We start from the raw sequence: 23,671 nt of genomic DNA on the forward strand, positions 1-23,671 counted from the left end.
TGGCCGTCAAGCTGCGCGCTCGGCGAAGACTTCCTTCGCTGCGAAAAGGCCATTGAGGGCAGCGGGAAAGCCCGCGTACAAGGCCATCTGCATCATCACCTCCACGATTTCCTCGCGCGTGCAGCCGACATTGAGCGCGCCATGAATATGCACCCGCAGCTGCGGCGCCGCCGTGCCGAGCGCGCACAAGGCTGCGATCGTGGCAATCTCGCGTGACCGCAAATCGAGGCCCGGACGGGAATAGATATCGCCAAAGCCGAATTCAATCAGCAGCCGGCCGAAATCGGGCGCGATCCCGGCCAGGCTGGCGATCACTCTTTCGCCCTGCTCGCCATCGATTTCCTTCAGCTTGGCCCAGCCGCGTGCGTAGCGGTCCTTGTCCATCGTATTCTCCTTGTGGTGGTTGATGGAGCGACTGTAGGGCCAGGCGGCGCGACGGTCCAATACCGTTTGTGTGATACCTTTTCGGTATCGAATCGTCAAGGAATATCTCATGGACGCCGCTACACTGACGCTGTTTGTTCCCGCCTGCTTTGCGTTGAATATGGCACCGGGCCCCAACAACCTGCTCTCGCTGAGCAATGCGACGCGCTACGGTTTTCGCCAGTCGTGCGCCGCGGGACTGGGCAGGCTGGTGGCATTCGCAGGGATGCTGGTCCTCGCTTCCGCCGGCCTGGCGGTGATCCTGCACACGTCCGAACTGCTGTTCTACGCGATCAAGATCGTGGGCGCGGCCTATCTGTTTTATCTGGCCGTCCAACTGTGGCGCGCGCCAGCGGCGGCGCAGGAGGCCGCGCAGTCGCCAGCATCCGGCTTATTCGGCCTTGCGCGCCAGGAGTTCCTGGTCGCTGCCGGCAACCCCAAGGCGATCCTGATCTTCACCGCCTTCCTGCCGCAGTTCGTCAGCCCCGCAGAAGCATCCGCGCCGCAGTTTGCCGTGCTCGGCATCCTGTTCCTGCTGCTCGAACTGCTCGCCATCGCCGCCTACGCCTATATGGGCGTGCACCTGCGCCGCTGGTTTGCCCAGCCGCGCCGTCAGCGCATCTTCAACCGCAGCTGCGCAGTACTGCTGGCCGGCGCGGGCGCGGGCCTGCTGGCGGCGCGCCGCTAAAAACCAAGATAGGCGTTGATGGTGGCCAGCATGCCGGTCAGGCGGTCGAGCACAGGGTTGTGCGACTCCGAGACGATCCTGACGCTGCCCGTCATGGTGCGAGCGGGCGCGGCCTGCGGCGCATCGATGTTGACGTCGACCGCGTAAAACGCGCCGTGCAGGCGTTCGCCGGAGGGCGTCTGCACGGCCGGCAGCGGCCCGTGCGAGAGCGATGTCAAGGCTCTTTCGGCGGCCGAGCTGCTGGCCGCCACGCTGACGGCGCGCACGGTTCCACGCATGACCGTGAACGGGTCGCCATCGGGGAAAAAGCGCACCGTCGCGCCACTGCGCACTCGCCGGAAATCGGCCTCGCGCACATACGCCACCGCCTGCAGAGTGGCGCCATCGGCCGGCAGCAGGGTCGCAATCTTCTCGTTCATGCGCAGCCAGCGCCCTTCGACTATATGGGATGGCAGGTCGCGCACGATGGCATTGCGGCTGGCGCGCACGGTCAGGCGCGCGATCTCGGCCTGCACGCTGTCGCGTTCGACCATGCGCTCGGCCAGGGTTTGCTGCAGCACGTCGGCCTGGTCGAACGTGCTGCTGTTGGTGGCCGCCTTGTCCAGGCGCGCCTGCGCTTCGCGGATGCGGGCTTCGAGCGTCACCAGCCGGTGGGCCAGCTCCGGCGCGGCCAGTTCGAGCACGATGTCGCCGGCCTTGACGCGCTGCCCATTGCGCACGCGCAGCGCGCGCACCTGCGCACTCGCCGGCACGAACAGGTTCTGGCGCGCGGCCACCGTCAGGAACGCGGGCGCTTCGACCCGCGCCGACCAGGGCAGCACGATCACCAGCAACAGGCCGGCCAGCGCGGCGCCGTACCAGCGGCGCCGCGCGCGCGTGATCTCGCTACGGCGCGGCCACATGGCCGCCAGCTCCGCCACCACCGGTTTGACGATGAACCATCCGATTTCCACTGCCGCCAGCGGCACGCCGAGCAGCGGCGGAAAACTGATAAAGACAAAATAGGCGATCCCCAGAAACAGCACCAGCCGGTACAGGGCCGTGCCGAAACCGAAGCCAGCCAGCGCCCACAGGGGCAGGCCGGCATGCGGCGCCGGGGGCTCGTTCAAGCCGATCCAGCGCCGCAGCACCATGCGCGCGGCGCGGAACGACGCTTCCTGCAGGTTCGGATAATCGAGCAGGTCCGACAGCAGGTAGTAGCCGTCGAAGCGCATGAAGGGATTGAGGTTAATCACCAGCGACAGCACCCATGCGGTGCCGGCGATGATGAACATCGCGCTTTGCAGCGGCCCTTCCGGCAGCAGCAGCCAGCCCCAGGTCGCCAGCACGGCAAATACCAGCTCGGTGGCAATGCCGGCCACGCTCACCTGCAGGCGCGCGCGCCAGTCGGCCAGTTTCCAGATGTCGTTCACGTCGGTGTACAGCACGGGCCACAGCACCAGCAGCGCCACGCCGGTGCGCGTGACGCGCAGGCCCTGGCGCTTGGCCGCTACGCCATGGCCCACTTCATGGGTGGATTTGAGCAGGGCCAGCGACAGCGCGATCCACAGCGCCCCTTCGATACTGAAGGCATAGCTGAAAGTGGCGCCGAAGCGGTCGGTCTGGGTCATCACCTGCCCCACGGCGATCAGCCCAAGCAGCGCGATGACGATCCAGAAAGCCCGTCGGAAGAGAAACTCCAGGCGCGGCGCCAGCCAGCCATAGAAGCGGTCGGGATTGGCCAGCGGGATGCGCAGGAACAGATAATTGTGCAGTAGCCAGCTACCCCACGGCGTGGGCGGCGGCGCGAGACTGGCCAGCGCCGCGGTGGCGCTGCGCTCGCGCCGCGCCAGCAGCTGATGCTGGTGCAGGAACAGAAGCAGCGCCTCCAGGTTGGCCGCTTCCGGCGCGAGCGGCATCGCATCCTGCAAGGCCGCCAGGGCCGCCGCGCTGGAACCAAGGTGCCAGTGCGCCAGCATCTGGAATTCGGCCTCGCCGATCTGGAAGAAGCGGTTGCGCAACGGGTCGTACAGGCGCCACGATGGTGTGCCCAAGGGCGACGGCCCGGCGGCGAAGATCTCGATGTCGTCGCGCAGCGGCGGCAGGTGCTCGGGCAGCGCCATGTCAGACGCCGATCAGCCGGCGCAGGGCCGCCAGCGGCCGGCGCAGCATGTGGTATGCCAGCGGCGCGCGTTCGCCGTACAGGCGCACCGTTCCCTTGAGCCCGAGCTGGGGCGGCTGCGCCGTGAAGTGCCCGCGCAGCCGGTAGGCACTGCCGCCTTCGGGGGCGGTTTCGGTTTCGTAGCTGCTGTCGTCGAGCGTGGCCGGCACCGATGCCAGCGGCGCGGTATGCAGCGACAGGCTCATTTGCGCGCCGGGTACGAGCGCGATCGCGTCGGCCGGCGGCAGCCAGGCTTGCAGGGCCACGCGGGCCGGGTCGGCCAGGGTCATGATATGTTCGCCGGTGACGACCGGCTTCCCTACCAGGTCGAGCGGGTCCGAAAACACCACCACCCCGTCGGCCGGGGCTTTGACGGTCAGGCGCTGAACCAGTTCGCCCAGATACGCCAGCTCGGCCTGTTTTTCCTCGATCCGCGCCGACAACGCGGCCACGTCGGCGCGCGAGCCGTCGTCGCTGAAACCCTTCTGGCTCGAGCGCAGCCAGTCCGCGCGTGCGATGTCGAGCGATTTGGCGGCCACCGCGAGGCGGTTGCGCACCCCGGTGTCGTCGAGGGCAAACAGCGCCTGGCCCGTCTTGACGGCCTGGTTGGGCCGCACCAGCACTGCGCTGATCGGCGCGTCGGCCGGCGCGGCCAGCACCAGCGGCGCCAGCGCCACCACTTCGCCGCTGACCACCACCGACATGCGCAGGGGCAGCAATAGCAGCAGCGACAGCGCCAGCACGCCGAAACGCAGGCGGCGGCTGCTCCAGCGCTTGCGCAGTCGCGCGCGCCAATTGCGGTGTTGGCGCTGCCATCCCCACAAGGCGTGGCCATGAAAGATGGCCGCTTCCTGCAGCAGCGCTACCTCGTGCGGCTCGAACGGCGTGGCGCGCGCCAGGCACATGACACCCGGCCACGGCTCGCCCGGCGACGGCAACGGAAGCCACAGCAAATGCGCGGGCAACCACTCGCTCCACTGACTGGCCAGGCGCTCGGGAAAATCGTCCGGTCCCAGTGCGGCGGCTTGCGTGCGCGCTTCCGGCACCTGATTGACGCGGTGTGCGGCCAAGGCGTTCATCCACAGCACGAACGGGCTGTCGCCTTCAATCCGCGCCAGGCCGGAAGCGTGGGTAACCCTGCCGCCGCCAACGTCCGAAGGTTGCCACAGCAGCGCCAGATGGTAGGGCAGCAGCTGGAAGGTCTGGTTGACGATCGCGTACGCGGCCAGGTCTTCGCTGCGCGCCTGGCTGACGTCGCGCGCCAGCGACAGCAGGCCGGCCAGCAGGTCGGCGCGCGCGTCCACGCTAGCGTTCATTGAACTGCGCCGTCCCGCTCATGCCGGCGATGAGTTCCGGATGCTTGCCTTCGACCGCGCCGGTCAGTTCGACCGTGCGGCTCGCCGGATCGACGCGCCCATTGATCACACGCACGCGCGCCGGGTAGCTCTTGCCGGTTTCGTCGACGACGATGGTGAACGCGGCCCCCTCCCCCAGCCAGCTGAGCCAGCGCGATGGCACGTGCAACTGGAAGCGGAAGGCGCTGTTGTCGATCAGCTCCAGCAAGGGCTGGCCGGCGGCCACGGTTTCGTGGGCGCGCGCGCGCAGGCGCACCAGGCGCCCGGAAAACGGCGCGCTGATGCTGCAGTAACCCATTTGCGCCTTGACCACGTTCACCTGGGCCAGCGCCTTGTCGACCGCGCTGGCGGCCAGGCGTACATCGAGTTCGCTGGCCGAGCGGTAGCTTTTCAGTTCCTGCTTGCTGGCGTTGGTTTCGCGTGCAGAGGCCAGTTCCGATTCGCTCATCTTCAGGCGCGCGGCCTGTTCGGCGCAATCGAAGCGCACCAGCGTATCACCCTTGCGAATGCGGCTGCCCAGCGCCGCCGGCAAGGCCACGATGCGCGCCGCGATCTGGCTGGAGATGACCGCTTCGTTTTCCGGCACCAGCAGCACCCGGATCGGATCGCCGCTTTTTGCCGTGGGCGCGGGCGCCTTGGTCTGGGCCATGACCAGCGCCGGCAGAAGAACGGCACATAGCGATAAGGCGCATACCATTGGCATGCGCGTCATGGCTTGGGGCTCTCCTGGGCCCGCAGAATCTGGTCGACATTCCAGCGTTGCAGGCTCCGGTCCAGGCCCGCCGAGAAGTCGGCAAGGCTGGCCGCCTGCGACGGGATGGCCAGGTCGACGCCCATCGAATTGAGCATGCGCGCATGTGCAGCCTGCATCGCGGCCTGCGAGTTGGCGCGCTGGAGACTGGAGAGCACCGCACGCGCCTGCGCGCGAATCGCTTCGAGCTCGTTTTCGGCCGAACTCTTGACGGCGTTCGCCATCTGCGTGTTGATGCGTTGATCGATCCCGTCGAGGCGGCGCGCCAGTTCGAATTCCTCGATACTCTGGCGATAGCGCTCGGCGGCGATGCGCACCTGCGCCATCACGGCCATGGTCAGGGCCGCGCGGCGCGTGTCGTCGACCTTGACCTGGGCCTCGTGCTGGCGGCGCGCGGCCGGCAGCGAGAACGCCTTGAACAGGTTGAACGAGACGCGCAGGCCCGATTCGTACCAGCTGTTGTGGTACAAGTATTTGTTCGAGTCGTACTGGAAGCCCGTGTCGAACGACAGGCCGGGCAGGATGCTGAGCATCGTCTTGCGCATTTCGAGCGCGCTGTTACGCAGGCGGTAGTCTTCTTCACGCAGTTCGGCGCGATTGACCAGTGCATAGTCTTCCATGCGCGGCAACGCGGCCACGTCCAGCATCGGCGGCATGGCCGGCTCGTCGCCGCTGTCCTTGAGGCGGAACGCGATGCCCGGACGCAGATTCATCAGCGCCGCCAGTTCGATGCGCGCGCTTTCCAGTTCGTTGCGGCGGCTGCGCAACTGCTGCACGATTTCGAGCAGGCCGCGCTGGTAGATCAGCGCCTGCAGCGGCGGCATCAGGCGCTTCTCTTCAATCTTCTTCGAATCGGTCAGCGCCGCCTCGGCCACGCCGTGCAGGCGGTCGATCTCCGCGGTCCAGCGCTGCGCCGCCATCGCGCGCCAGTAGGCGGTGTAGACCTCCTGCGTGATGTTCTGCAGCGTCTTGCGGCGCCGTTCCTCGGCGATCAGCGCCTGGTTGGCGCTTTGCTGCGCGCGCACGTAGCTCAGGCCGAAATCGAGCGCGTTCCACGAAAAGGTCAGCTGGTCGGTGTTGCGGCTGCGCTCCTGGGCCACCGACACGTCGGTCTGGACCACGCCGGTGCGCAGGTTCATCGCGGTGCCGCCGGGATCGTTGTTGCGGGTGGTGTAGCCGGCCGCCGCGGTCAGGCGCGGCAGCATGTCGTAGAACCCCAGGTCGAGCTGACTTTTCAGCAGCGCGTTTTCCATCAGCTTGACGCGATTCTCCAGGTTGTACTGGTAGGCGCGCGCCAGCACGTCGGCGAAACTGAGCTCACCGCTGACCGGCTCCTGGTCGCGGAACATCGCCTGCTGGTCACTGCTCACGCGCGTCTGTCGCTCGGCTTCGGTGGTCACAACCGGGGTGACGGTACAACCGGCCAGCATGGCGGCGGCGAGAGCAAGCGGCATCACTTTGGTGAGCATGGAAGGTTCCCTGTGGTGTGGTTGGTTCATGTCGGTCGGGCTTCTCCGGAGTTAGCGCTGGCGCGCGGCAAGCGCCAGCAATTGGTCGCGTCCCTGCGTTTGCCGGGCGTGCGCATTGGCGATCTGTGCCACCAGACCGGTCTTGCCGGGGCGCGCAGCCTCGCCCGCATCGGCGCTACCGCCAGGCCGTGGCGGTGCCCCCTCCAGCGCTGCCTCGGGGCCCCGATACTCCTTGGCACCCTGCTGGACCTGGCCCGCTTCCGACTTGATGGTGAAGCGGATCGTGCGCTTGGCTTTGACGTCGCTGCCATCGGCGTCGCGCAGCTTGAGGCCGCGGATGACTTTCTCGTATTCTGTCACCGAGGCGCCGCCGCTCAGCACCATGGTGCCGGTGGCGGCGTCGAATACCGAAGTAATGTTGGGCGAGGAGACGGTCACGGCCAGCCGGTCGCGCTGCGGCACCAGGCCATCGTCGATGCGCACCACGGCCGAGACCAGCCGCACCGTATCCTTGTCGGCGGCGCTGCCGTCAGCCTGGCGCACATTGATCGAGAAGCCGGCGCCGATGTCGCTCACGTTGAACGATTCGCCCACGCGCGAGGTACCGGTCACGGTGTTGCCGGTCTCGATTTCGAACACGCTGACGGGTACCGGCTCCTGCGTCAGCAGGCCAGTGGCGCGCAAGCCGCTCGCCAGCACCGGCGACGGCACGCCGGACGCCACCAGCGGCACGCCCGGCGCCAGCACCGCGCTGTCGAGCGGCGCCGGGCCTTGCGCCTGCGCAGGCCCGGCATCCGGCGCCACGGGCGCGGCGACGATGACGGGTGCGACAGGCGCAGTGATGCCGGTCGAATTTGCATCGGCGCCCAACAGCGGTTCGGCTGCCGGCAGGGTATCGGGCGTAAAGACGATGCCGGTATCGGTCAGCGTGACGGCGCGCGTGCTGGCGCCGCCCGCGTTACCGGCGGCATCGGTCAGGCGCGTGACGATGCTCCAGTTGCCGCCGTGCGCGCCCGTGTCAGGCGCGTTCCAGCCAGTCCCGCTGACCGTCGCCGGCACCCAGCTGGCGCCGCCGTCAAAGCTCACTTCCAGCAGCTCGCCGGCAGCCAGCGGTGCCGATACGGTGCCGCTGACGGTGCGCCCTGCCCCGCCATCGCTGGTAATGAAGTCGCCGGCGGCGTCGGTGTCGCGTTCCATCGTCTCGATGGTGACGGTTTGCGCGGGCGCGCTGGTATCGATGCGCAGCGCGTAGCCGGCTGACGCTGCGCCGGCGCGCCCGGTCGCGCTGTTTTCCACGCGCGCCGTGTAGCTGACGCTGGCGCCATCGGCCAGGGCGCTGTCGGCGTAGCTCCAGGCGGTACCGGTGACGCTGGCCGTGCCGATGCGTACGCCGTCGCGGTACACCACAAGCACTTCATTCGCGCCGAGTGCCGCGGACAGCGCCCCGCTCACGCCCGGCGCGCTATCGTTGGTAGCGCCGCCGTTGGCGACGGTGCCGGTCACGGGGCCGACATCGTCAAGGATGGCCGTGATGGTCACGCTTTGGGCCGGCGCACCCAGGTCGATCGTGATGCTGTACGGGGCCGAGGCGGCGCTGTCGATACCTGTGACGCTGTTTTCCACACGCGCCGTGTAGGCGTACGTGGCGCCGTCCGCCAGGCCGCTGTCGGCATACGTCCATGCCGCGCCGCTGACGCTGGCGTTGCCGATGCGCGTGCCGTTGCGGTAGACCGCCACCACCTCGTTCGCACCCGGCGCCAGGGCCAGCGTGCCGGCCAGCAGCGGCGTGGTGTCGTTGCTGGTGCCGCCGCTGGCCACCGAGCCGATCGTAGGCGCAAGGTCGTCGGTGATGCTGCTGATGCCGACTGCCTGCACCGGGTCGGCCTGCAGCAGCACCGCGCGCGCCGCGGCGCCGCCGGTATTGCCGGCCGCGTCGACAATGCGCGTCGTGATGGTCCAGTTGGCGCCGTGGGTAGCCGCATCGAGGACGGACCAGCCGGTGCCGCTGACGCTGGCCACGACCCAGCTCGCGCCGTCGTCGAAGCTGGCCTGCAGCACCTCGCCGGTGCCCAGCGCCGACGACAAGGTGCCCGTCACCACGCGTCCCGCGCTGCCGTCGCCGGTGACAAAGTCGCCGGCAATGCCGCTGTCGCGCGTCATCGCCACGATGGCGACGCCCTGCGCCGGTGCGCTGGCGTCGATACTCACCGCGTAAGCGCCGGAAGCGCTGCCCGCCAGCGTGGTGACCAGGTTTTCCACCTGGGCGGTGTAGCTGTAGCTGGCGCCGTCGAGCAGGCCGCCATCGGCGAAGCTCCAGGCGCCACCCAGCACGCTGGCGTTACCGATACGGGTGCCGTTGCGGTACACCGCCAGTACTTCGTTCGCACCCAGCGGCGCCGATATGGTGCCGCTCACGCCAGGCGCGGTATCGTTGGTGACGCCGCCGCTCGCGACCGTGCCGGTCAGCGCCGCGACATCGTCGGCGATGGCGGTAACGGCCACGGTCTGCACGGGCGCGCCGGACAGAATGACGTCCCGGCTGACGGCCGGGCCGACATTGCCGGCGCTGTCGACGATGCGCGCCGAGATGGTCCAGCCGGCGGCATGCGCCGTGCTGTCGGTGCTTGCCCAGGCGCTGCCGGTCACGCTTGCGGCGTTCCAGGTGACGCCGCCGTCGTGACTGATTTCGAGCACATCGCCGCTGCCCAGCGGCGCCGTCAGCGTGCCGCTGACCACGCGGCCCGCGGCGCCATCGCTGGTGATGAAGTCGCCCGCAATGCCGCTGTCGCGCGTCATGGCGGCGATGGCCACGCCCTGCGCCGGCGCAGCGGTATCGACCACGATCGTGTAGGCGTTCGATGGCGTGCCGGTCGACGGCGCAGCGGTGTTGTCGACGCGCGCGGTGTAGCTGTAGGTGGCGCCGTTGGCCAGGGCACTGTCGGTGAAGTTCCAGGTGGCGCCGCTGACGCTTGCATTGCCGATCTTGACCCCGTCACGCAACAAGGACACTACCTCGTTCGCGCCAAGCGGCGCGGACAGCGTGCCCGAAATGGCCGGCGCATTGTCGTTGGTGACGCCGCCGCTGGCGACGATGCCGGTGACGCGCGCCACGTCATCGGTCACCGCCGTGATGGCCACGCTGGTGCCGCCAGCGCCTTGCAGCACCACGTTCTGCGTGGCCGCGCCACCCGTATTGCCGGCAGCATCGACGATGCGGCTGGTGATGGTCCAGTTGCCGGTGTGGACGCCGGCGTCGAGCGCCGTCCAGCCGGTGCCGTCGACGCTGGCCACGACCCAGTTCGCGCCGCCGTCGAAGCTCAATTCCAGCACCTCGCCGTTGGCGAGCGCACTTCCCAGCGTGCCGGTCACGGTGCGCCCGGCGGCGCCGTCGGTGGTGATGAAGTCGCCCGGCGTGCCGCTGTCGCGCGTCATCGAGACAATCGTGACGTTTTGCGCGGGCGCGCCGGTATCGAGCACGATGACGTATGCGCCCGATGCCGTGCCAGCCGTGCCGGCCAGCGAGTTCTCCACCTGCGCGGTGTAACTGTGGGTAGCGTCGGCCAGGCCGCTGTCGGCGTAGGTCCAGCCGATGCCGCTGACGGTGGCGTCGCCAAGCCGCACGCCATTGCGGTACACGCCCACGACCTCGTTGGCGCCCAGCGCGGCCGAGATGGTTCCGGCCAGCGCCGGCGCCGCGTCATTGGTGGCGCCGCCGTTGGCCACCGTGCCGATGACCGGCGCCACGTCGTCGGCAATGCTGGTGATAATCACCGTTTGCGCCGGCACGTTGGCATTGATGCTGACGTTGACGGTGGCCGTGGCGCTGGCGGCGGCATTGCCGGCATCGTCGCGCGCGCTGAATGCGAACGTGCGCGCGCCAAGTGTCGAGGCGGCGCCGGCATCGTTCCGATAGCTGATATCGCGTGCCACGGCCTGGGCTTCGGCTGCACTCATGGCGGCGAAATCGTAGCGCTGGATGGAAAAGACGCCGGCGGCGTAAGAAAGATTCACGCGCACGCCGCCGACCATGATGTCGGTACGGGTCGTGACGCTGTCGCTGCCGTCGGCGGCTACCACGGTGCTGCCGAACACCAGCTTCTCGCTGGCGCCGTCGGCCCCCGCCAGGCCGCCCACGGCCAGCGTGAGGCGCATCAGCCGGTCGCTCGCTTCAACCAGGGTCAGGGGATCGGCGCCATCGTCCAGGCTGACCGCCCCGCCGTTGATGCTGGCGACGCTGCGATCGCGCGTGGCGCCGTTCGAGGGCGCCAGGTCGATCACCGGCGCGGCCAGATCCTGCACGGTCAGCTCGTTGCTGCTGCTGTCGGTCAGGACGTTGCCGGCGACGTCGCGAATGGTCGCCACCACCTGGTACACGCCGTCGAAGCCGGCGCCGGCACTGGCGGGCGTGAGGGCGTCGGCCTCGGGAATGGCCAGCGTCCAGGTGGCGCCGGTGACGCTCAGGCGGCCATCGCCGGCAAGATAGGTCTTGCCGTTGACGGTGACAGCGAGCGTTTCGCCGGCGCCCAGGGTGACGCTGCCGGAAATTTGCGGCGTGCTGTCGGACGTGACCAGCGGATGGGCCACGCTCACCTGGCCATTCGGTGCCGTGGTGTCGACGACCACCGTTTGCGTGGCGATAGCGCCGACGCCGACCTGCGCGCTCAAGGCGTAGCTGCCGTCGGCGAGCGTGCTGCCCTGGAAGTCGTAGCTCCAGTTGCCGGCGCCATCGGCGGTGACGGTCAGGCCGTTGGCGAACACATTGCCGCCGGCGCCGGGACCGCTCATCACCAGCTTGACCAGCGCGCCCGGTGCCGCGCTGCCGCGGAACAGCAGCGTGTTATCGAAGGTGATGAAGTCGCCCGCGATGGCGCTGTCGGTGCTGATGCTGTCGATGGCGGCGTTGGCGCCGGCGATGCTCTTGTCGTGCAGGACGGTGGCCACCGCGACGTACGGAGTGCCGCCCGCGTCGAGGTAGGTGGCGGTAACGGTGATGGTGCCGTTGGCCAGCCCGCGCAGGTTGGCCGGCGCCAGCTGCCACGCGTTGGCGCTGACGCTAGCGGTGTCGGCCAGCGTGGTAACGCCGTCGGTGATGGTGATGGACAGGGTGGCGCCGTCCGGCACGCCGCTGGTGGAGCCGCGCAGGATTACGCTGGTGTCTTCGCTGGCGACCAGGATGCCGTTCGGGGTATTGCTGCCGGTGTAATCGAGTTCGGTGGTGATGGCGATGACCGGCGCGGCGATGTCGATCACCATCGCCTTGCTGCTGCTGGCGCTGTTGCCGGCCAGGTCGGTGCCGCTGGCGGTAATGGTCAGCTGCGCACCGTTGGACAACGCTACCGGCCCGCCGCTGCCCGCCGGGACCGCGACACCGGTATCGACGCTCCAGGTGCCGTCAGGCTCCACCGTGGTGGTGTAGCTCAGGGTGCCGCCGCCGACGATGGCCACATCGACCGCGATCGCGCGGCCGGCTTCGATATCGGTGGTGCCGCGCAAGACCGGGCTGGTATCGGCCGTCTTGTAGTTGGTGGTGATGCCGATGTCAGCGCGCGTGTCGATCACGATCGCGCGGCTGACGGTGCTGGTGACGCCGGAAGCGTCGGTGACGGCGGCGCGCAGGGTGTAGCTGCCGTCGCCCAGGGCGGCATCGAGGGTGCGGTCGACCGACCAAGCACCGCCGGCAGCGCTGGCGAGCTGGCGGAAGACTTCGGCGCCGCTGGCGTCTTCCAGCGTCACGGTCACCATGGCGCCGCTTGTCGCGCTGCCGTTGAACACCAGCGTGGTGTCGCTGGTGAGGAAGTCGGCGCCGGCGCCGCTGTCGTCGCTGATGCCGCCGATGGCCAGCGCCTGGGCATCGATGACGATGGTCTGGGTGCTGAGCGCCCCGTTGCCGTTGACGGTGGTGGCGGCGGTCAGCGTGTAGCTGCCGTTGGCCAGCGAGGTGGCGCTGAAATTGAAGGTCCACACGCCGGTGACCGGGTCCGCCACTGGCGTGCCGATCACGGCGCCATTCAGGCGCAGCGTGACGGTCGCACCCAGTGCGGCGCTGCCGCTGAAGGCCAGGTTGCGCTGGTTGGTGATGAAGTCGGCCGGCGTGCCGCTGTCCGGGCTGATCGCCATGATCGACGTGGCCACCACGCTGGCGGCGTTGCCGGCCGGGTCGCTGGCGGTGGCGATGATGATGCTGTCGGCCGGGGTCGGGATGGCCGACTGCACGCGCCAGCTGCCGTCGGCCTGCACCGTGGTGCTGTAGGTCGCTTCGACGGCGCCGGTGCGGTCGCTGTTGATGGTGACGGTAACGGCGGCACCCGCGGCCAGGCCGGCGCTGGTGCCGGTGATCAGGGGCAGATTATTGGCCACGCTGGCCGCCGCCGTGATGTTGAGCACCGGCGCGGTCTTGTCATGCACGGTCGTGGTGCTGGTGCTGGCGCTGTCGCTGGTGGCGGGGTTGCGGTCGGGGTCGACCACGGCCGCCACAGTCAGCGTGCCGTCGTTCAGGGCCGACAGGTTCATGCCGGTCACGCTCCAGCTGCCGTCGTCGGCCACGGTGGCGGTGGCGGTCGGGTCGACGGTGGCGTTGTCGCCGTCGGAGACGGTGACCTTGACCTCCCCGCCGGCGGCGTTCACGGCGCGCCCGCGGATGGCAACGCTGTCGTCCTCGGTGGCGTTGATCAGGCCATTGGCATCGACCACCTCGGTGATGCTGACCGACGGCGTGCCGGTCACCAGCAGCAGCGTCGGCTGGGTCACGTCCGAGACGGTGTAGAAGGTGCCGGCGCCGCTGCCGACCGTATCGGTCAGCTGGGCCTTCACGATCAGGGGGCCGTTGTTGAAGCTCTTGACCACCGCCTCGGTCAGCACGGCGCTCCAGGTACCGTTGATGTTACGGGTCAGGGTGACGCCGCTGTCGGCATTGGTCTTGGTGTGCACGCCGTCGGTGATCGACAGCGTCAGCGCGCCGCTGGCCGTTGTCTTGGTATTGGCGAAGGTGCCGCCAATCGTCACCCCGCCAAGAATATCGCCGCTGGTGAGCGTGGTGTCGGTGCCGCTGGTGCCGCTGATGGTCAGGATGGTCACGACCGGGGGGCTGGTGTTGGGGGTCTGGTAGGCCACCGTCTGTTCCGCGTTGGCGACCTTGTTGCCGGCCAGGTCGGTGGCGCTGGACGAGGCGGTGATCTTCACGGTGCCGTTGCTGCTCAGGCTCAGCGTAGTCGAAAAATCCCCGTTGGCGTCGACCGTCGCGCTCAAGCCGGTTTGCGGAAAGTCGGTGACGAGCGAGATGACCGAGCCGGCCGGGAGGTTGGCGTTGCCGGTGACGACCGGGGAGCTGGTCTTGATGATCGACGGCGTGGTCAGCACGATCTGCGGTGCGATCTTGTCGTGGATGATGGCCTTTTGCGCACTGGTGCCGAGCACCGTCGCCGTCACGGTCAGGCCGGCGCTGTTCAGGCCCGACAGATTGAAGGCGTTGCCGTCGTTGGCCGTGCCGGCGCCGGACGACAGCAGCGTGAAGGTGCCGTTGGCGGCCACCACGGCGGTCTTGGTGTAGTCGAGCGTGCCGTCCGAGATGGTGATGATCACCGAACTGCCCTGCGCCACGTTGGTCGTGGTGCCGCTGACGATGACGGAATCGTCTTCGGCCATGTTGAAGATGCCGTCACCGGTGATGATGTCGGCAAGGCTGCCGCCGTTGGCAATGGTCGTCTCGATGCCGGTCAGGTTGTTGGCGGCGCTGCCGATCGTGATGCCCGGGATGACCACGCTCAGGTTTTGCGTGTTGCTGGCACTCTGCCCGCTCGCGTCGGGCGGGGTGCTGGCCACCACCACCGCGCTGCCCGACAGGCCCGCTACCGGCATCGCGCCGGCTACCGGCTGCAACGGGCCGCTGGTGTCCAGGCTCCAGTTGCCGCTGGCATCGGTCTGCACCGAATAGGTAATCCGGTCGGCCGTGCCATTGCCGGCCGGGTCGATGGATACCGTGATGAAGCCGCTCAGCACCGACGAGGTGCCGGCAAAGGTGGGTTTGGGCACCGTGACAGTGACGTTGTCGTCGTTGACACCATCGTTGTCGACGATATCGATGCTCGGTCCGCCGATGATCACCAGCTCGCCGCTGGTGGTGTCGGCCACAGTGGCGCCACCGCGCGTGACCTCGGCCACGATCTGGTAAGTCTGGTCGGGCGCGAGCGCGCCCACGGTGCCGCCGCCGTCCTTGATGGCGCTGGCCAGGTCGACGCTCCAGCTGTTGCCGGCCGGGGCCAGGCTGTACGTGGCCAGCAAGGTACCGGGATTGCCCGCGTTGTTTGTGTACAGCTTGACAGTGAGCGTGTCGCCGGCCAAGTTGGTCCAGCTGCCGCCGATGGTCGGGCTGGTCGAGCCGGTGCTCTGGCTGGTCACGGTGGGCCGGTTCAGCCCGACCGCGTTGCCCACATTGCCGGCGGCGTCGGTGGCCGAGGCCGTGATTCTCGTGGCCGGCGTCAGGCCGCCAGCGGGCAGGCTGCCCGAGAGCGGCGTGGCGGTGGCGGTATTGAGGGTCCAGGCGCCGCCGGCCACCACCACCTGGTACAGCACGTTGGCGGTGGCGGGGTTGTTGTCCGGGTCGAGCGTCAAGGTCACGACTGCGCCGTCGGGCAGGTCGGAGGTGCCGCTCAGGGTCGGCGTACCGGCAGTGGTGGTGGCGAGCTGGTTGATGGCAACCAGCGGCGCGGTTTTGTCGAGCAGGACGGTAGCGGTATCGGTCGCGGTACTGCCGCTTTCGGTGACCGAGGCGGCCACGCTGAGCGTACCTTCGGCCAGGCCGGACAGGTTGACGTTCGATACGCTCCAGGTATTGAGCCCGTTGACGCCGGCGACGACGGTGGCGCTGGCATTGGTGGTGCCAGCGCCGCTGTCGGTAATGACCAGGCTGACGGTGGCGCCGGCCGCGGCCTTGGTGCCGCCCGACAGGGTGACTGCCGCAGCTTCCGTGGCGCCCGGCGCGCCGGCCAGTTTGCCATCGCCGACCGGCTCGTTGATGGTGATCGACAGCCCGTCCGGCACCGGATTGGCAGCCGACATGGGTGACGTGAATGCGCCCAGGGCGGCGAAGGTGGCGTTCTTGTCGTAGGCCGCGCCAACCCCGTTCAGGTCGCCGTTGATGGGACCGGTCTGGGTTTGCGTGAAGCTGATGTACTGCACCACCGTGTCCTTGCCGTAGTTGGCAATGCCGCCGGCGCCGCGCGGGCCGGCCACGCCGCTGCGGTCGGTGGCCGATGGTTTGGCCAGCACGATGGCGATGTCGGCGATCGGCACGCGCCAGTTGATGAACACGTCGGTGCCGTTGGCGCCGGTCAGGTTGCTGTTGCTGCTGCCGGGCGCGGGCACGGCGGCCGGGGCCCAGTCCGAATCTGTTGCGGCCGACACCGCCACCACGGAATAGTTGGATGGCGAGAAGGCGTACACGCCATTGTTCGGCAGCCAGCCGGTCGGCAGGGCCGAGGTGGACGTGGTATTCGGCGAGATGTTGGCGCCGGTGCCGGGGTCGAGCAGGCGCACGGCCTGGCCGTTGTTGCGTCCATCGACCGAGAAGAACAGGTCGACCCGCCCGTCCCGGTTGGCATCCATGCCGACGATGGCCACGCCCGAAAAATTGGTGACGCTGGTCGGGTTGTCGATGCGCATGCGGAACACCAGCGTATCGTCGCCGGTGGCCGTCGTGCCCTTGTCGTCGTAGGCGGTGTAGAGCGAGCCGTGGGTGGCGTCGCCGATGATGTCGGTGTCGGCCGCGCCGGCCTGGGTATCGTTGAAGGGATCGCGCACCGGGCCTTTCATGATCGTGGTCCAGCCGGTGGAGCCCGACAGGTTGATCGTGGCAAGGCGGTTGGCATAGCTGGCGCCGTCGCCCAGGCCGGGGCTGAACAGGGCCGGGGCGGCAATCGCACCGGTGCGGTATTCGAGCGTCCAGTCGGCGCCGGCGGTGCCGCCGCTGTCGTTGGTGGAGGCGGCCACGTCGGCGCCGGTGAGCGCGGCGAGGCGCTCGGCCAGGGCCACGCCGGCCTGGCCGGCGGCGACATCGCAACCGTAGACGAGGATGTCGGCGTCGGCAGTCAAGGCGTGCGACCACGCGGCCACCTGGGCGGCGCGCGCGTCGAGGGTGGCACTGGTAAGCGCCTGGCCGGGCAGCGCGATAAACGCGTCCGAGCCGTGCGAGATGAGGTGGATGGCGGCCACGTCCTGGCGGGCGCCGAGGATGTCGCTGATCTGGTCGATGCCGTCGCGCCCGGCCGCCAGCTCGATCACTTCGGCATTCGCGCCGAAGGCCTGGCGGATCTGCGCCGGGTCGGCGACTTCCGGCGAGATGAAGACGATCTGGACCGGTCCGGCTGCGGCGGGCGCGTCGGCCGGCGGTGGCGCTTGCGGCGCTGCCGTGGCCGCATCCCAGGCTACCAGCGCTGCCCCGTCGAACAACATGCGCGGTTCGAGTGCGGACAATTCAACATGGCGCTTCAGGCCGGGCGTGCGGTTCGTCGACATCGGAGATTCCGTTTCAAAGGGACCGGTCACACGCGCGGATGGCGGACTGGTCAAAAATCTGGACACGGTTTGTTGGGTGTCAACGGAAACAAATATAGCGTAGATTTTGTGGGATACAGTGGTGTGACTCGACGTTTTTGGCAATACTGTCGCGTACGCCATACGGATTTGCCAGTTTGATATCGTGGCGCTGCGGTGCAGCATGGGATGGCGGACGGACGTGGCAAAACGCCCGGCCGCGCGGCTGGCGGCGGGGGGCGCAAGACAGGGGACAGCGGCGTTGGTTGCCGCCGCGGCGGTCTGCTTAGTCGGTGCCGACGACCGGTATGCCCAGGAATTTCTGCAAGTCGACCACGCGCGGGCCGACTTGTTCAATGGCGTCGGCCAGGCGCGCGCGGGTGACGCCGAACTGGCCGGTCCAGTAGGCCAGCTCCGCCTCCACATTGACGTTGATGCGGTCGTAGTCCTGCGGATTCGGTTCGAGCGGATTGTCTGACATGGTGTTCTCCGGTGTGGCGCGGTAGTGCGTCCGTGTCCGACAGCTTGGCACCAAGCACCGGCAAGCTCCGTTCGATGACGCACGCATGGCGCCGCCGGGCAGTTTTCACAAGGCAAGGCGACTCGGACTAACTCGGAGTAAGATACCGCCCTCATCATGCTGCCACGACCGACCATGCGACGCCCACTAGCGCTACTGTTGAGTTCTCTCGCGCTGCTGACGCTCAGGATGGACAGCAGCGCCAGCAGCCGGCCCCCTGTCCATCCGGCACTGGCCGCCCTGCCCGCCCACATGATCTGGGCGTGGGAGAGGCCGGAAGACCTGCGCTGGCTGCCCGCCGGGGTCGGCGTGGCCTATGTTGCCTCGACCGTGCTGCTGCAGGGCGACGAAGCGCTGGTGTACCGGCGCGCCGCGCCGCTGCTGCTGGCGGCCAGCGCGCCGCGGGTGCCGGTGCTGCACGTGGATATGTCGTGGCGCCAGCCGCCGGCGCTGAGCGAGGCCCAGAGCCGGCGCGTCGCCGACGAACTGCTGCGCCTGGCCGGACGCGCTAACCGCCAGGTGGTGCAGCTCGACTTCGAAGTGCGCCGCTCGCAGCGCCCCTTCCTGGCGCGCACCATCGGCGCCATCCGCGCCCGTCTCGACCCTGCCATCGCGCTGTCGGTCACGGCGCTGGCCTCGTGGTGCCTGGACGATTACTGGCTGCACGATATCGCCGCCGACGAAGTGGTGCCGATGGCCTTTCGCATGGGAGCCGACCAGCACGCCCTGCGGGCCCGCCTGCTGCAGCAGCGCGGCTTTACCCGCGCGCGCTGCGGCGCGGCCATCGGCTTTTCCACCGACGAACCGATGATGGCGGTGCGTGAAGGCCGCCACTACTATTTTTCACCGCAAGCCTGGAGCGCCGCCCGCTGGCAGGCGCTGCGCAGCGCTCCCCGTTCATCCATTCCATCGAGACCATAAGCCATGCGCCTATCCCGCACCTGTTCCCTCCTCGCCTCCGCCCTCCTGTGGGTGGCAACCCTGCCCGCCTCGGCCAGCGGCGGCGACGACTTCCAGACCAACCGCTTCGCCTCCGAATTCCAGCCCGCCAACGCCGAGCTGTTCGCCTCCGGCAATCTGGGCGTGGTGCCGGGCAGTTACTGGCGCGTGTACCACTACCTGGCGTACCAGGCCGCCCGCGGGCGGCCGCTGACCAGGCAGCAGGTGGCGGCACTGGGCCTCAATACCTGGCACGTGGGCCGTTCCAGCGAATGGGCTGGCGTGGACCCCGAGAAAAACAGCGCGGATACCTGGCTGGCCGCGCGCGCGCCGTACGCGGCGCAAGCGGCGCTGCCGGCCGATCTCCGGATCGACGCGAGCGCCGACACCGCCGACAGCGAGAGCTATCTGAATTGCCATTCCGATGCGTTCAGGCAGGCCGGCGTCACCATGGCCGCCCGCGCGCGCCTGGGTGCGGGCGGCAAGCCCGATGCCTGGTTCAAGCTGTGGCTCCAGGGACAGGACGCGGTGTTCTCGAACTGCGAAGAGCCGCCGCACGGATTCGGCGAGCCGGTGCCGAAACGCGTGGTCAAGCTGCCGCCGCCGCTGCCGGCCAACGCACCGGACTGGCTCAGGGACGACCACGCCTACCAGACGGCCGCGGCCAATTTCTATGCGCGCAACTTCGATCTGGCGCGCACGCAATTCCAGGCGATCGCGCGCCAGCCCAAGTCGCCATGGCAGGCGCTGGCGCCTTACCTGGCCGCGCGCACGCTGATCCGCAAGGCCGTGCTGGATTATCCGCTGCGCGAGAAGCAGCCGGCGGCACGCGAGCGCGTCGAGGCGCTGGCGCAGGCCAAACAGGAACTCGATGCACTGGCCCAGGCGCCCGGCCCGGCCCGGCAAATGGTGACCCTGGTCGAGGCGCGCCTGAACCCGGCCGAACGGCTGGCCGCGCTGGCGCGTGCGCTCGACAAGGAACCGTTCGGTCCGGATACCCCGCGCATGCTGAGCGACTATCTGGTGTTGATGGACAAGATGATGGATACGCAGCCGAACAGCGCCCTCGCGGCCACGGAGCCAATGACGGCCTGGATTGCCAGCATGCAGGCCGGACTCGGGTCGGGTGACGTGTCGGTGGACCAGGCCCGGCAGCGCGCCGGCGCCATCGACGCTCTGCGCAAGAGCTGGCTCAAGCAGGGAGAGCCACTCTGGCTGGCGCCGCTGCTCACCATGGCCCGCGCCAACGAGCTGACGGCGGCCGAGCGCAAGGCGGCAGCCGCCGTGCCGGCCTCGCATCCACTGTACCAGACGCTGCAATACCACCTGGCGCGCCTGGCGCTGCTCGAACAGCAGGCCGAGCGCGCGGACAAGGATATCGACCGCCTGCTGTCGGCCTACGGCAAGCAGATGTCGGTGGCCACCACCAACCGCTTTCTCGCGCTCAAGATGGTGTCGGCCGGCACGGTGGATGACTTCCTCAAGGCGGCGCGGCGCCGTCCCGATCCGGTCGAGCGGGGCGAGGCCATCGATGCGGCGGCCACGGCGGATGCCGCAGAGACCGATGAGGACTTCGGCATCGCCGTCTCGCGCCATCTGCCGATGGCGGAACTGAAGGTGCTGCTCAAGCATCCGCTGCTGCCGCCGGCGTGGAAGCCCATGCTGCAGGAAACCATGCTCACGCGCGCGCTCCTTTTCAACGACGAGGACACCGCGCTCGGGCTGCTCGATGCGGTGGCTAAAACGCGCAAGAGCACCGCGCATTTGTACGAGCGCTACCGCAAGGCGGCGAGCGGCCCCGGACGTCGACTCGCTGGCGCGCTGATTCTGGTGAACACGCCCGAGCTGCAGCCGTCGGTAATCGACAAGGACGACAAGTCGCGCTACTGGGGTTGCGCCGGGACGGCGGGCCGGCCGCCGGTGGCGCCGCACGTGGTGATGCCGGCGCCGCGTTTCCTCGGTGCGCAGCGCACGGCGGAAGCGGCCAGGGAGCAAGAGATGCTGCTGCGCTTGCCCCTGCGCACCGAGTTCCTGGCGCCCGCCCTGCTGGAGTGGGCACGCACCAGGCCGGTGGACGAGGAGGCACCGAAAGCGCTGCACTTCCTGGTCGCATCGACCCGCATGGAGTGCCCGTACGGCACCGCCGTACCCGAGGAAAAACAATTGCGGGCACGGTACTCGCGCGAAGCGTATGAGGTGGCGCATAAGCTGTATCCGGCCAGTAAATGGACCAAGGCCACCAAGTACTATTATTGACGCGACCTGAACATGCGCCGATCGTTTGGCCGGCATCAGCGCGCCCCTGTGCCTGGACAACGCCGCCATCGCGTGCAGCCGGGCATGTTCATGCGTGGGCCAATCTGCCGCAAGGAAATGGTTGGGATCGACAGGATCGTGGCCGCCCCGCTCGGCGAAGCGACCGAATTTTCTTTAGGCATTATCGGTGAGATCACATAAGATGCCGCCGTGCCTGATAAATGAAAGAAGTGGGAAGTGAGCGAACTGAAGAAAGACCTGGAAGGCTTGAATGGCTGGCTGCTGATCGTGGGAATTGGCCTCTTGCTCACACCGCTCCGCATGCTGTATGTATTCCCGGCACTGTATGTGAATTTGTTCGGCAGCGCCCACTGGGTCGACATGACTACGCCCGGCACCGGCACCTACCATTCGGCGTGGAAGCCGCTTATTTTCACGGAAGTGGCGTTCAACTGCGGCATGCTGCTGGCATCGCTCCTTCTGCTCTACCTGTTTTTCTCCAAGAAACGCGGCTTCCCGATGCTCTTCATCGTGCTGCATGTGGCCGGAATTTTGTTTATCGTGTGCGAGAGCATGATCATTCACCTGATCTTGCCCGCTGAGCCGCTCTTCGACCCGGACACCGCTAGCGACCTGGTGCGTTCGCTGCTCATGGCGCTGATCTGGGTGCCGTACATGCTGGTGTCGGACCGGGTGGAACAGACGTTTGTGGAATGAACTGAAGGAGTCCGGACATGCCGCTATGCGATCTCACCAGCCTTGCCAGCGCGCTGCCGCGCGCGTGGCAGTCCACCATCCTGGGCCGGGTCGGCCCGGCCCGCGTCAAGCTGCTGCGGATGGACGAGATGGCCTACGGCGAGGAAGTGCACGACTATACCGAGGCGCTGCTGGTCATATCCGGACGGATACTGTTGGAAGTGGCGGGCCAGCCGGTGACGGTGGAAGCCGGCTATCTGTACCTCGTCGAGGCGGGCGTCGCGCACACGGTGCTGGCGGGCAGCCACGGCAGCCTGGTGATCATCGACGTTGCGCCGGAACCGCTCACCGCTTCCTTGTCGTGATCGCCTGCCCGCCGTGCATCGTGGCATGGTGCGTGAGGTCAGACTTTGACGAAGCCGATCAGCGCGCGCAAGGCCGGTGATCACCGGTGCCGGCTCGGTGGCGCCTGATGCAAAGGTCCAACAGATTATCTCGGCGCCAGGGTGTGCGTTTCACGCACCAGTTCCATCGCGCGCTGCGCATTCATGTCGGCCACACAGGCAAGCCGGCTGATCTCGTGCGAATTGCCGACGGCGCCGCCGGCGAGCGAGGTGGCAAAGGCACACTGCGCCTGGCGGTAACCGGCAAAGGCGGCGCCGGCTGCCCGCAGCTTTGCCCTGGCCGCCTTGATGTAGTTGGCGTCTTCGTCCCATTTGGAAATCGCGTCGGCAGCCCTGGCCTCGGCCTTTTTCAGCGATGCCGCGCTGTCGATGGCCTTCTTGGCCAGGCACTCGCGTATGCCGGCCTGGGAAAACTCGCTGCATTCCTCGGCCGCATCGAATTGGCGCACCGCGTCGGCTGCCCGGGCCGGCACGGCGACGAGTGCCGATGCGACCAGCGCCATGCGGACGATCCTGGCCAAGGTGCGCATGGCGCAGTCGACCAGGGCCGCGTCGCCAGACGGGTTTGCAAGACCTTGCGGCCACTTCTTGAAACAGCCCATCGGCATCCTCGTTAAATATTTTTAAACAACATCGCATCCGCAAGAATATCATTTAACTAAGGGGAGGAAACGGCCTCAATAACGGCAGCGAGGGGAACAACGCGCAGCCACCGTTGCAAATACCGGACGACAATGTTGTATTTTTGGGTAAGAAATTTCCGAAATGCATATTTCTATTTTGCATTCATCATTGCTCATTGAGTAATGCGTACAGACAAGTCATACTCGTCATCCGCCCGAACCGGACGCGGACCAATTCAGGAGAAAACATGTTGATCATATGGGGTAAGCGCACGTATGGTGCAGTGCACAAGGTGGGTGACACGTCGGTGAAAACCGTCTTCGGACACCTGTGGTATCTGCCCCTGTTTCCGATGAGCAGCCATTATGTCGACGGCAAAACCGGCGCTTCGTTCGAGCTCAACAACATGAATGTCCGATCGGTCCTGTGCGGCTACATGCGCGTGTGGCTGCCGGTGGTGTTTGTGTTCTTCTTGATGGCGTTTCAGGCCAGGCACACCGGCATCAAGGCGTTCTCCGGACTGGCGATGTTTCTTATGGTCGCGCTTGTGATCGGTTCCTATATTTTTGACAGGAAAGTCGTCAGCCCGTCGACCGTCCAGGTGCGCAACATGATGAAGCGCCATTTTGGGGTGGCGGTCGATCCGTATCAGTGCCTGACCAGCCTGCAGATGGAAATCGACGACCGGATGCGCGCGCACAGCAGCGACTCGCTGGACGCGTTTTGGTACAAGAACCTGCTCAACGCCCCTGCTATCCGGCCAGAAATTGTCGAACTGGCCGTCCTGCGCGCGCGCTGCGACCAGCACGACCAGCCGCTGCAACAGCTTGCCCTGCAAAAACTGCCGGGCGTGCGCCTGGTAGCATAAGCGCGTCGTTC

14 protein-coding genes are annotated in these 23,671 nt (G+C 67.7%); 6 read left to right on the forward strand and 8 right to left on the reverse strand.

Features of this window, described 5'->3' with window-relative positions:
- Positions 1 to 6 precede the first annotated feature (6 nt).
- Entirely contained in the window at positions 7 to 384 is a 378-nt protein-coding gene (locus RBA41_RS08120; protein WP_306623345.1) for a carboxymuconolactone decarboxylase family protein, read from the reverse strand.
- A gap of 109 nt (positions 385 to 493) precedes the next feature.
- On the opposite strand from RBA41_RS08120, the gene RBA41_RS08125 reads away from it, so the two are divergent.
- Positions 494 to 1,111 carry a LysE family translocator gene (locus RBA41_RS08125; RefSeq protein WP_306622887.1) on the forward strand — a complete coding sequence of 206 codons (618 nt, stop codon included), beginning with the start codon at positions 494 to 496 and terminating at the stop codon, positions 1,109 to 1,111.
- Here RBA41_RS08125 and RBA41_RS08130 read toward each other — a convergent pair.
- The 6 genes from RBA41_RS08130 to RBA41_RS08155 all read right to left on the reverse strand — a co-directional run bounded on the left by RBA41_RS08130 (position 1,108) and on the right by RBA41_RS08155 (position 17,834).
- Positions 1,108 to 3,213: a site-2 protease family protein gene (locus RBA41_RS08130; protein ID WP_306622889.1), complete on the reverse strand. Its 2,106-nt coding sequence runs from the start codon at positions 3,211 to 3,213 to the stop codon at positions 1,108 to 1,110. The two genes, RBA41_RS08125 and RBA41_RS08130, sit on opposite strands and share 4 nt — an antisense overlap.
- A gap of 1 nt (position 3,214) precedes the next feature.
- Positions 3,215 to 4,567 carry an efflux RND transporter periplasmic adaptor subunit gene (locus RBA41_RS08135; protein WP_306622891.1) on the reverse strand — a complete coding sequence of 451 codons (1,353 nt, stop codon included), beginning with the start codon at positions 4,565 to 4,567 and terminating at the stop codon, positions 3,215 to 3,217.
- Positions 4,557 to 5,255 carry an efflux RND transporter periplasmic adaptor subunit gene (locus tag RBA41_RS08140; protein WP_306622893.1) on the reverse strand — a complete coding sequence of 233 codons (699 nt, stop codon included), beginning with the start codon at positions 5,253 to 5,255 and terminating at the stop codon, positions 4,557 to 4,559. The genes RBA41_RS08135 and RBA41_RS08140 overlap by 11 nt, the downstream gene beginning before the upstream one ends.
- Before the next feature lie 59 nt (positions 5,256 to 5,314).
- A complete protein-coding gene (locus RBA41_RS08145) occupies positions 5,315 to 6,826 on the reverse strand; it encodes a TolC family protein (protein ID WP_306622895.1) in 1,512 nt (503 codons plus the stop codon).
- Positions 6,827 to 6,877: 51 nt separating this feature from the next.
- Complete coding sequence (locus RBA41_RS08150) at positions 6,878 to 17,335, reverse strand: Ig-like domain-containing protein (RefSeq protein WP_306622897.1); 10,458 nt, start codon at positions 17,333 to 17,335, stop codon at positions 6,878 to 6,880.
- Between the two features lie 304 nt (positions 17,336 to 17,639).
- The gene (locus RBA41_RS08155) at positions 17,640 to 17,834 is read right to left on the reverse strand and encodes a DUF3606 domain-containing protein (RefSeq protein WP_306622900.1); all 195 of its coding nucleotides are present in this window, start codon (positions 17,832 to 17,834) and stop codon (positions 17,640 to 17,642) included.
- Between the two features lie 174 nt (positions 17,835 to 18,008).
- On the opposite strand from RBA41_RS08155, the gene RBA41_RS08160 reads away from it, so the two are divergent.
- The 4 genes from RBA41_RS08160 (at position 18,009) to RBA41_RS08175 (ending at position 22,129) form a co-directional block, all read left to right on the forward strand.
- Entirely contained in the window at positions 18,009 to 18,794 is a 786-nt protein-coding gene (locus RBA41_RS08160; RefSeq protein ID WP_306622902.1) for a hypothetical protein, read from the forward strand.
- Positions 18,795 to 18,797: 3 nt separating this feature from the next.
- Entirely contained in the window at positions 18,798 to 21,068 is a 2,271-nt protein-coding gene (locus RBA41_RS08165; RefSeq protein ID WP_306622904.1) for a hypothetical protein, read from the forward strand.
- Positions 21,069 to 21,305: 237 nt separating this feature from the next.
- Entirely contained in the window at positions 21,306 to 21,785 is a 480-nt protein-coding gene (locus tag RBA41_RS08170) for a DUF2569 domain-containing protein (protein ID WP_306622907.1), read from the forward strand.
- Between the two features lie 17 nt (positions 21,786 to 21,802).
- Complete coding sequence (locus RBA41_RS08175) at positions 21,803 to 22,129, forward strand: cupin domain-containing protein (protein ID WP_306622909.1); 327 nt, start codon at positions 21,803 to 21,805, stop codon at positions 22,127 to 22,129.
- A 125-nt stretch (positions 22,130 to 22,254) separates the two neighbouring features.
- Here the strand turns inward: RBA41_RS08175 and RBA41_RS08180 are convergent, their stop codons facing one another.
- Positions 22,255 to 22,770 (reverse strand): lysozyme inhibitor LprI family protein, encoded by a 516-nt coding sequence (locus RBA41_RS08180; RefSeq protein WP_306622911.1) that lies wholly within the window; start codon positions 22,768 to 22,770, stop codon positions 22,255 to 22,257.
- Between the two features lie 197 nt (positions 22,771 to 22,967).
- On the opposite strand from RBA41_RS08180, the gene RBA41_RS08185 reads away from it, so the two are divergent.
- Positions 22,968 to 23,660, forward strand: a complete 693-nt coding sequence (locus RBA41_RS08185) for a hypothetical protein (RefSeq protein ID WP_306622913.1) — start codon at positions 22,968 to 22,970, stop codon at positions 23,658 to 23,660.
- The last annotated feature ends 11 nt before the right edge of the window (positions 23,661 to 23,671 follow it).

This window comes from Massilia scottii (genome assembly GCF_030846495.1).
In the GTDB taxonomy this organism is placed as follows: domain Bacteria; phylum Pseudomonadota; class Gammaproteobacteria; order Burkholderiales; family Burkholderiaceae_D; genus Telluria_A; species Telluria_A violaceinigra.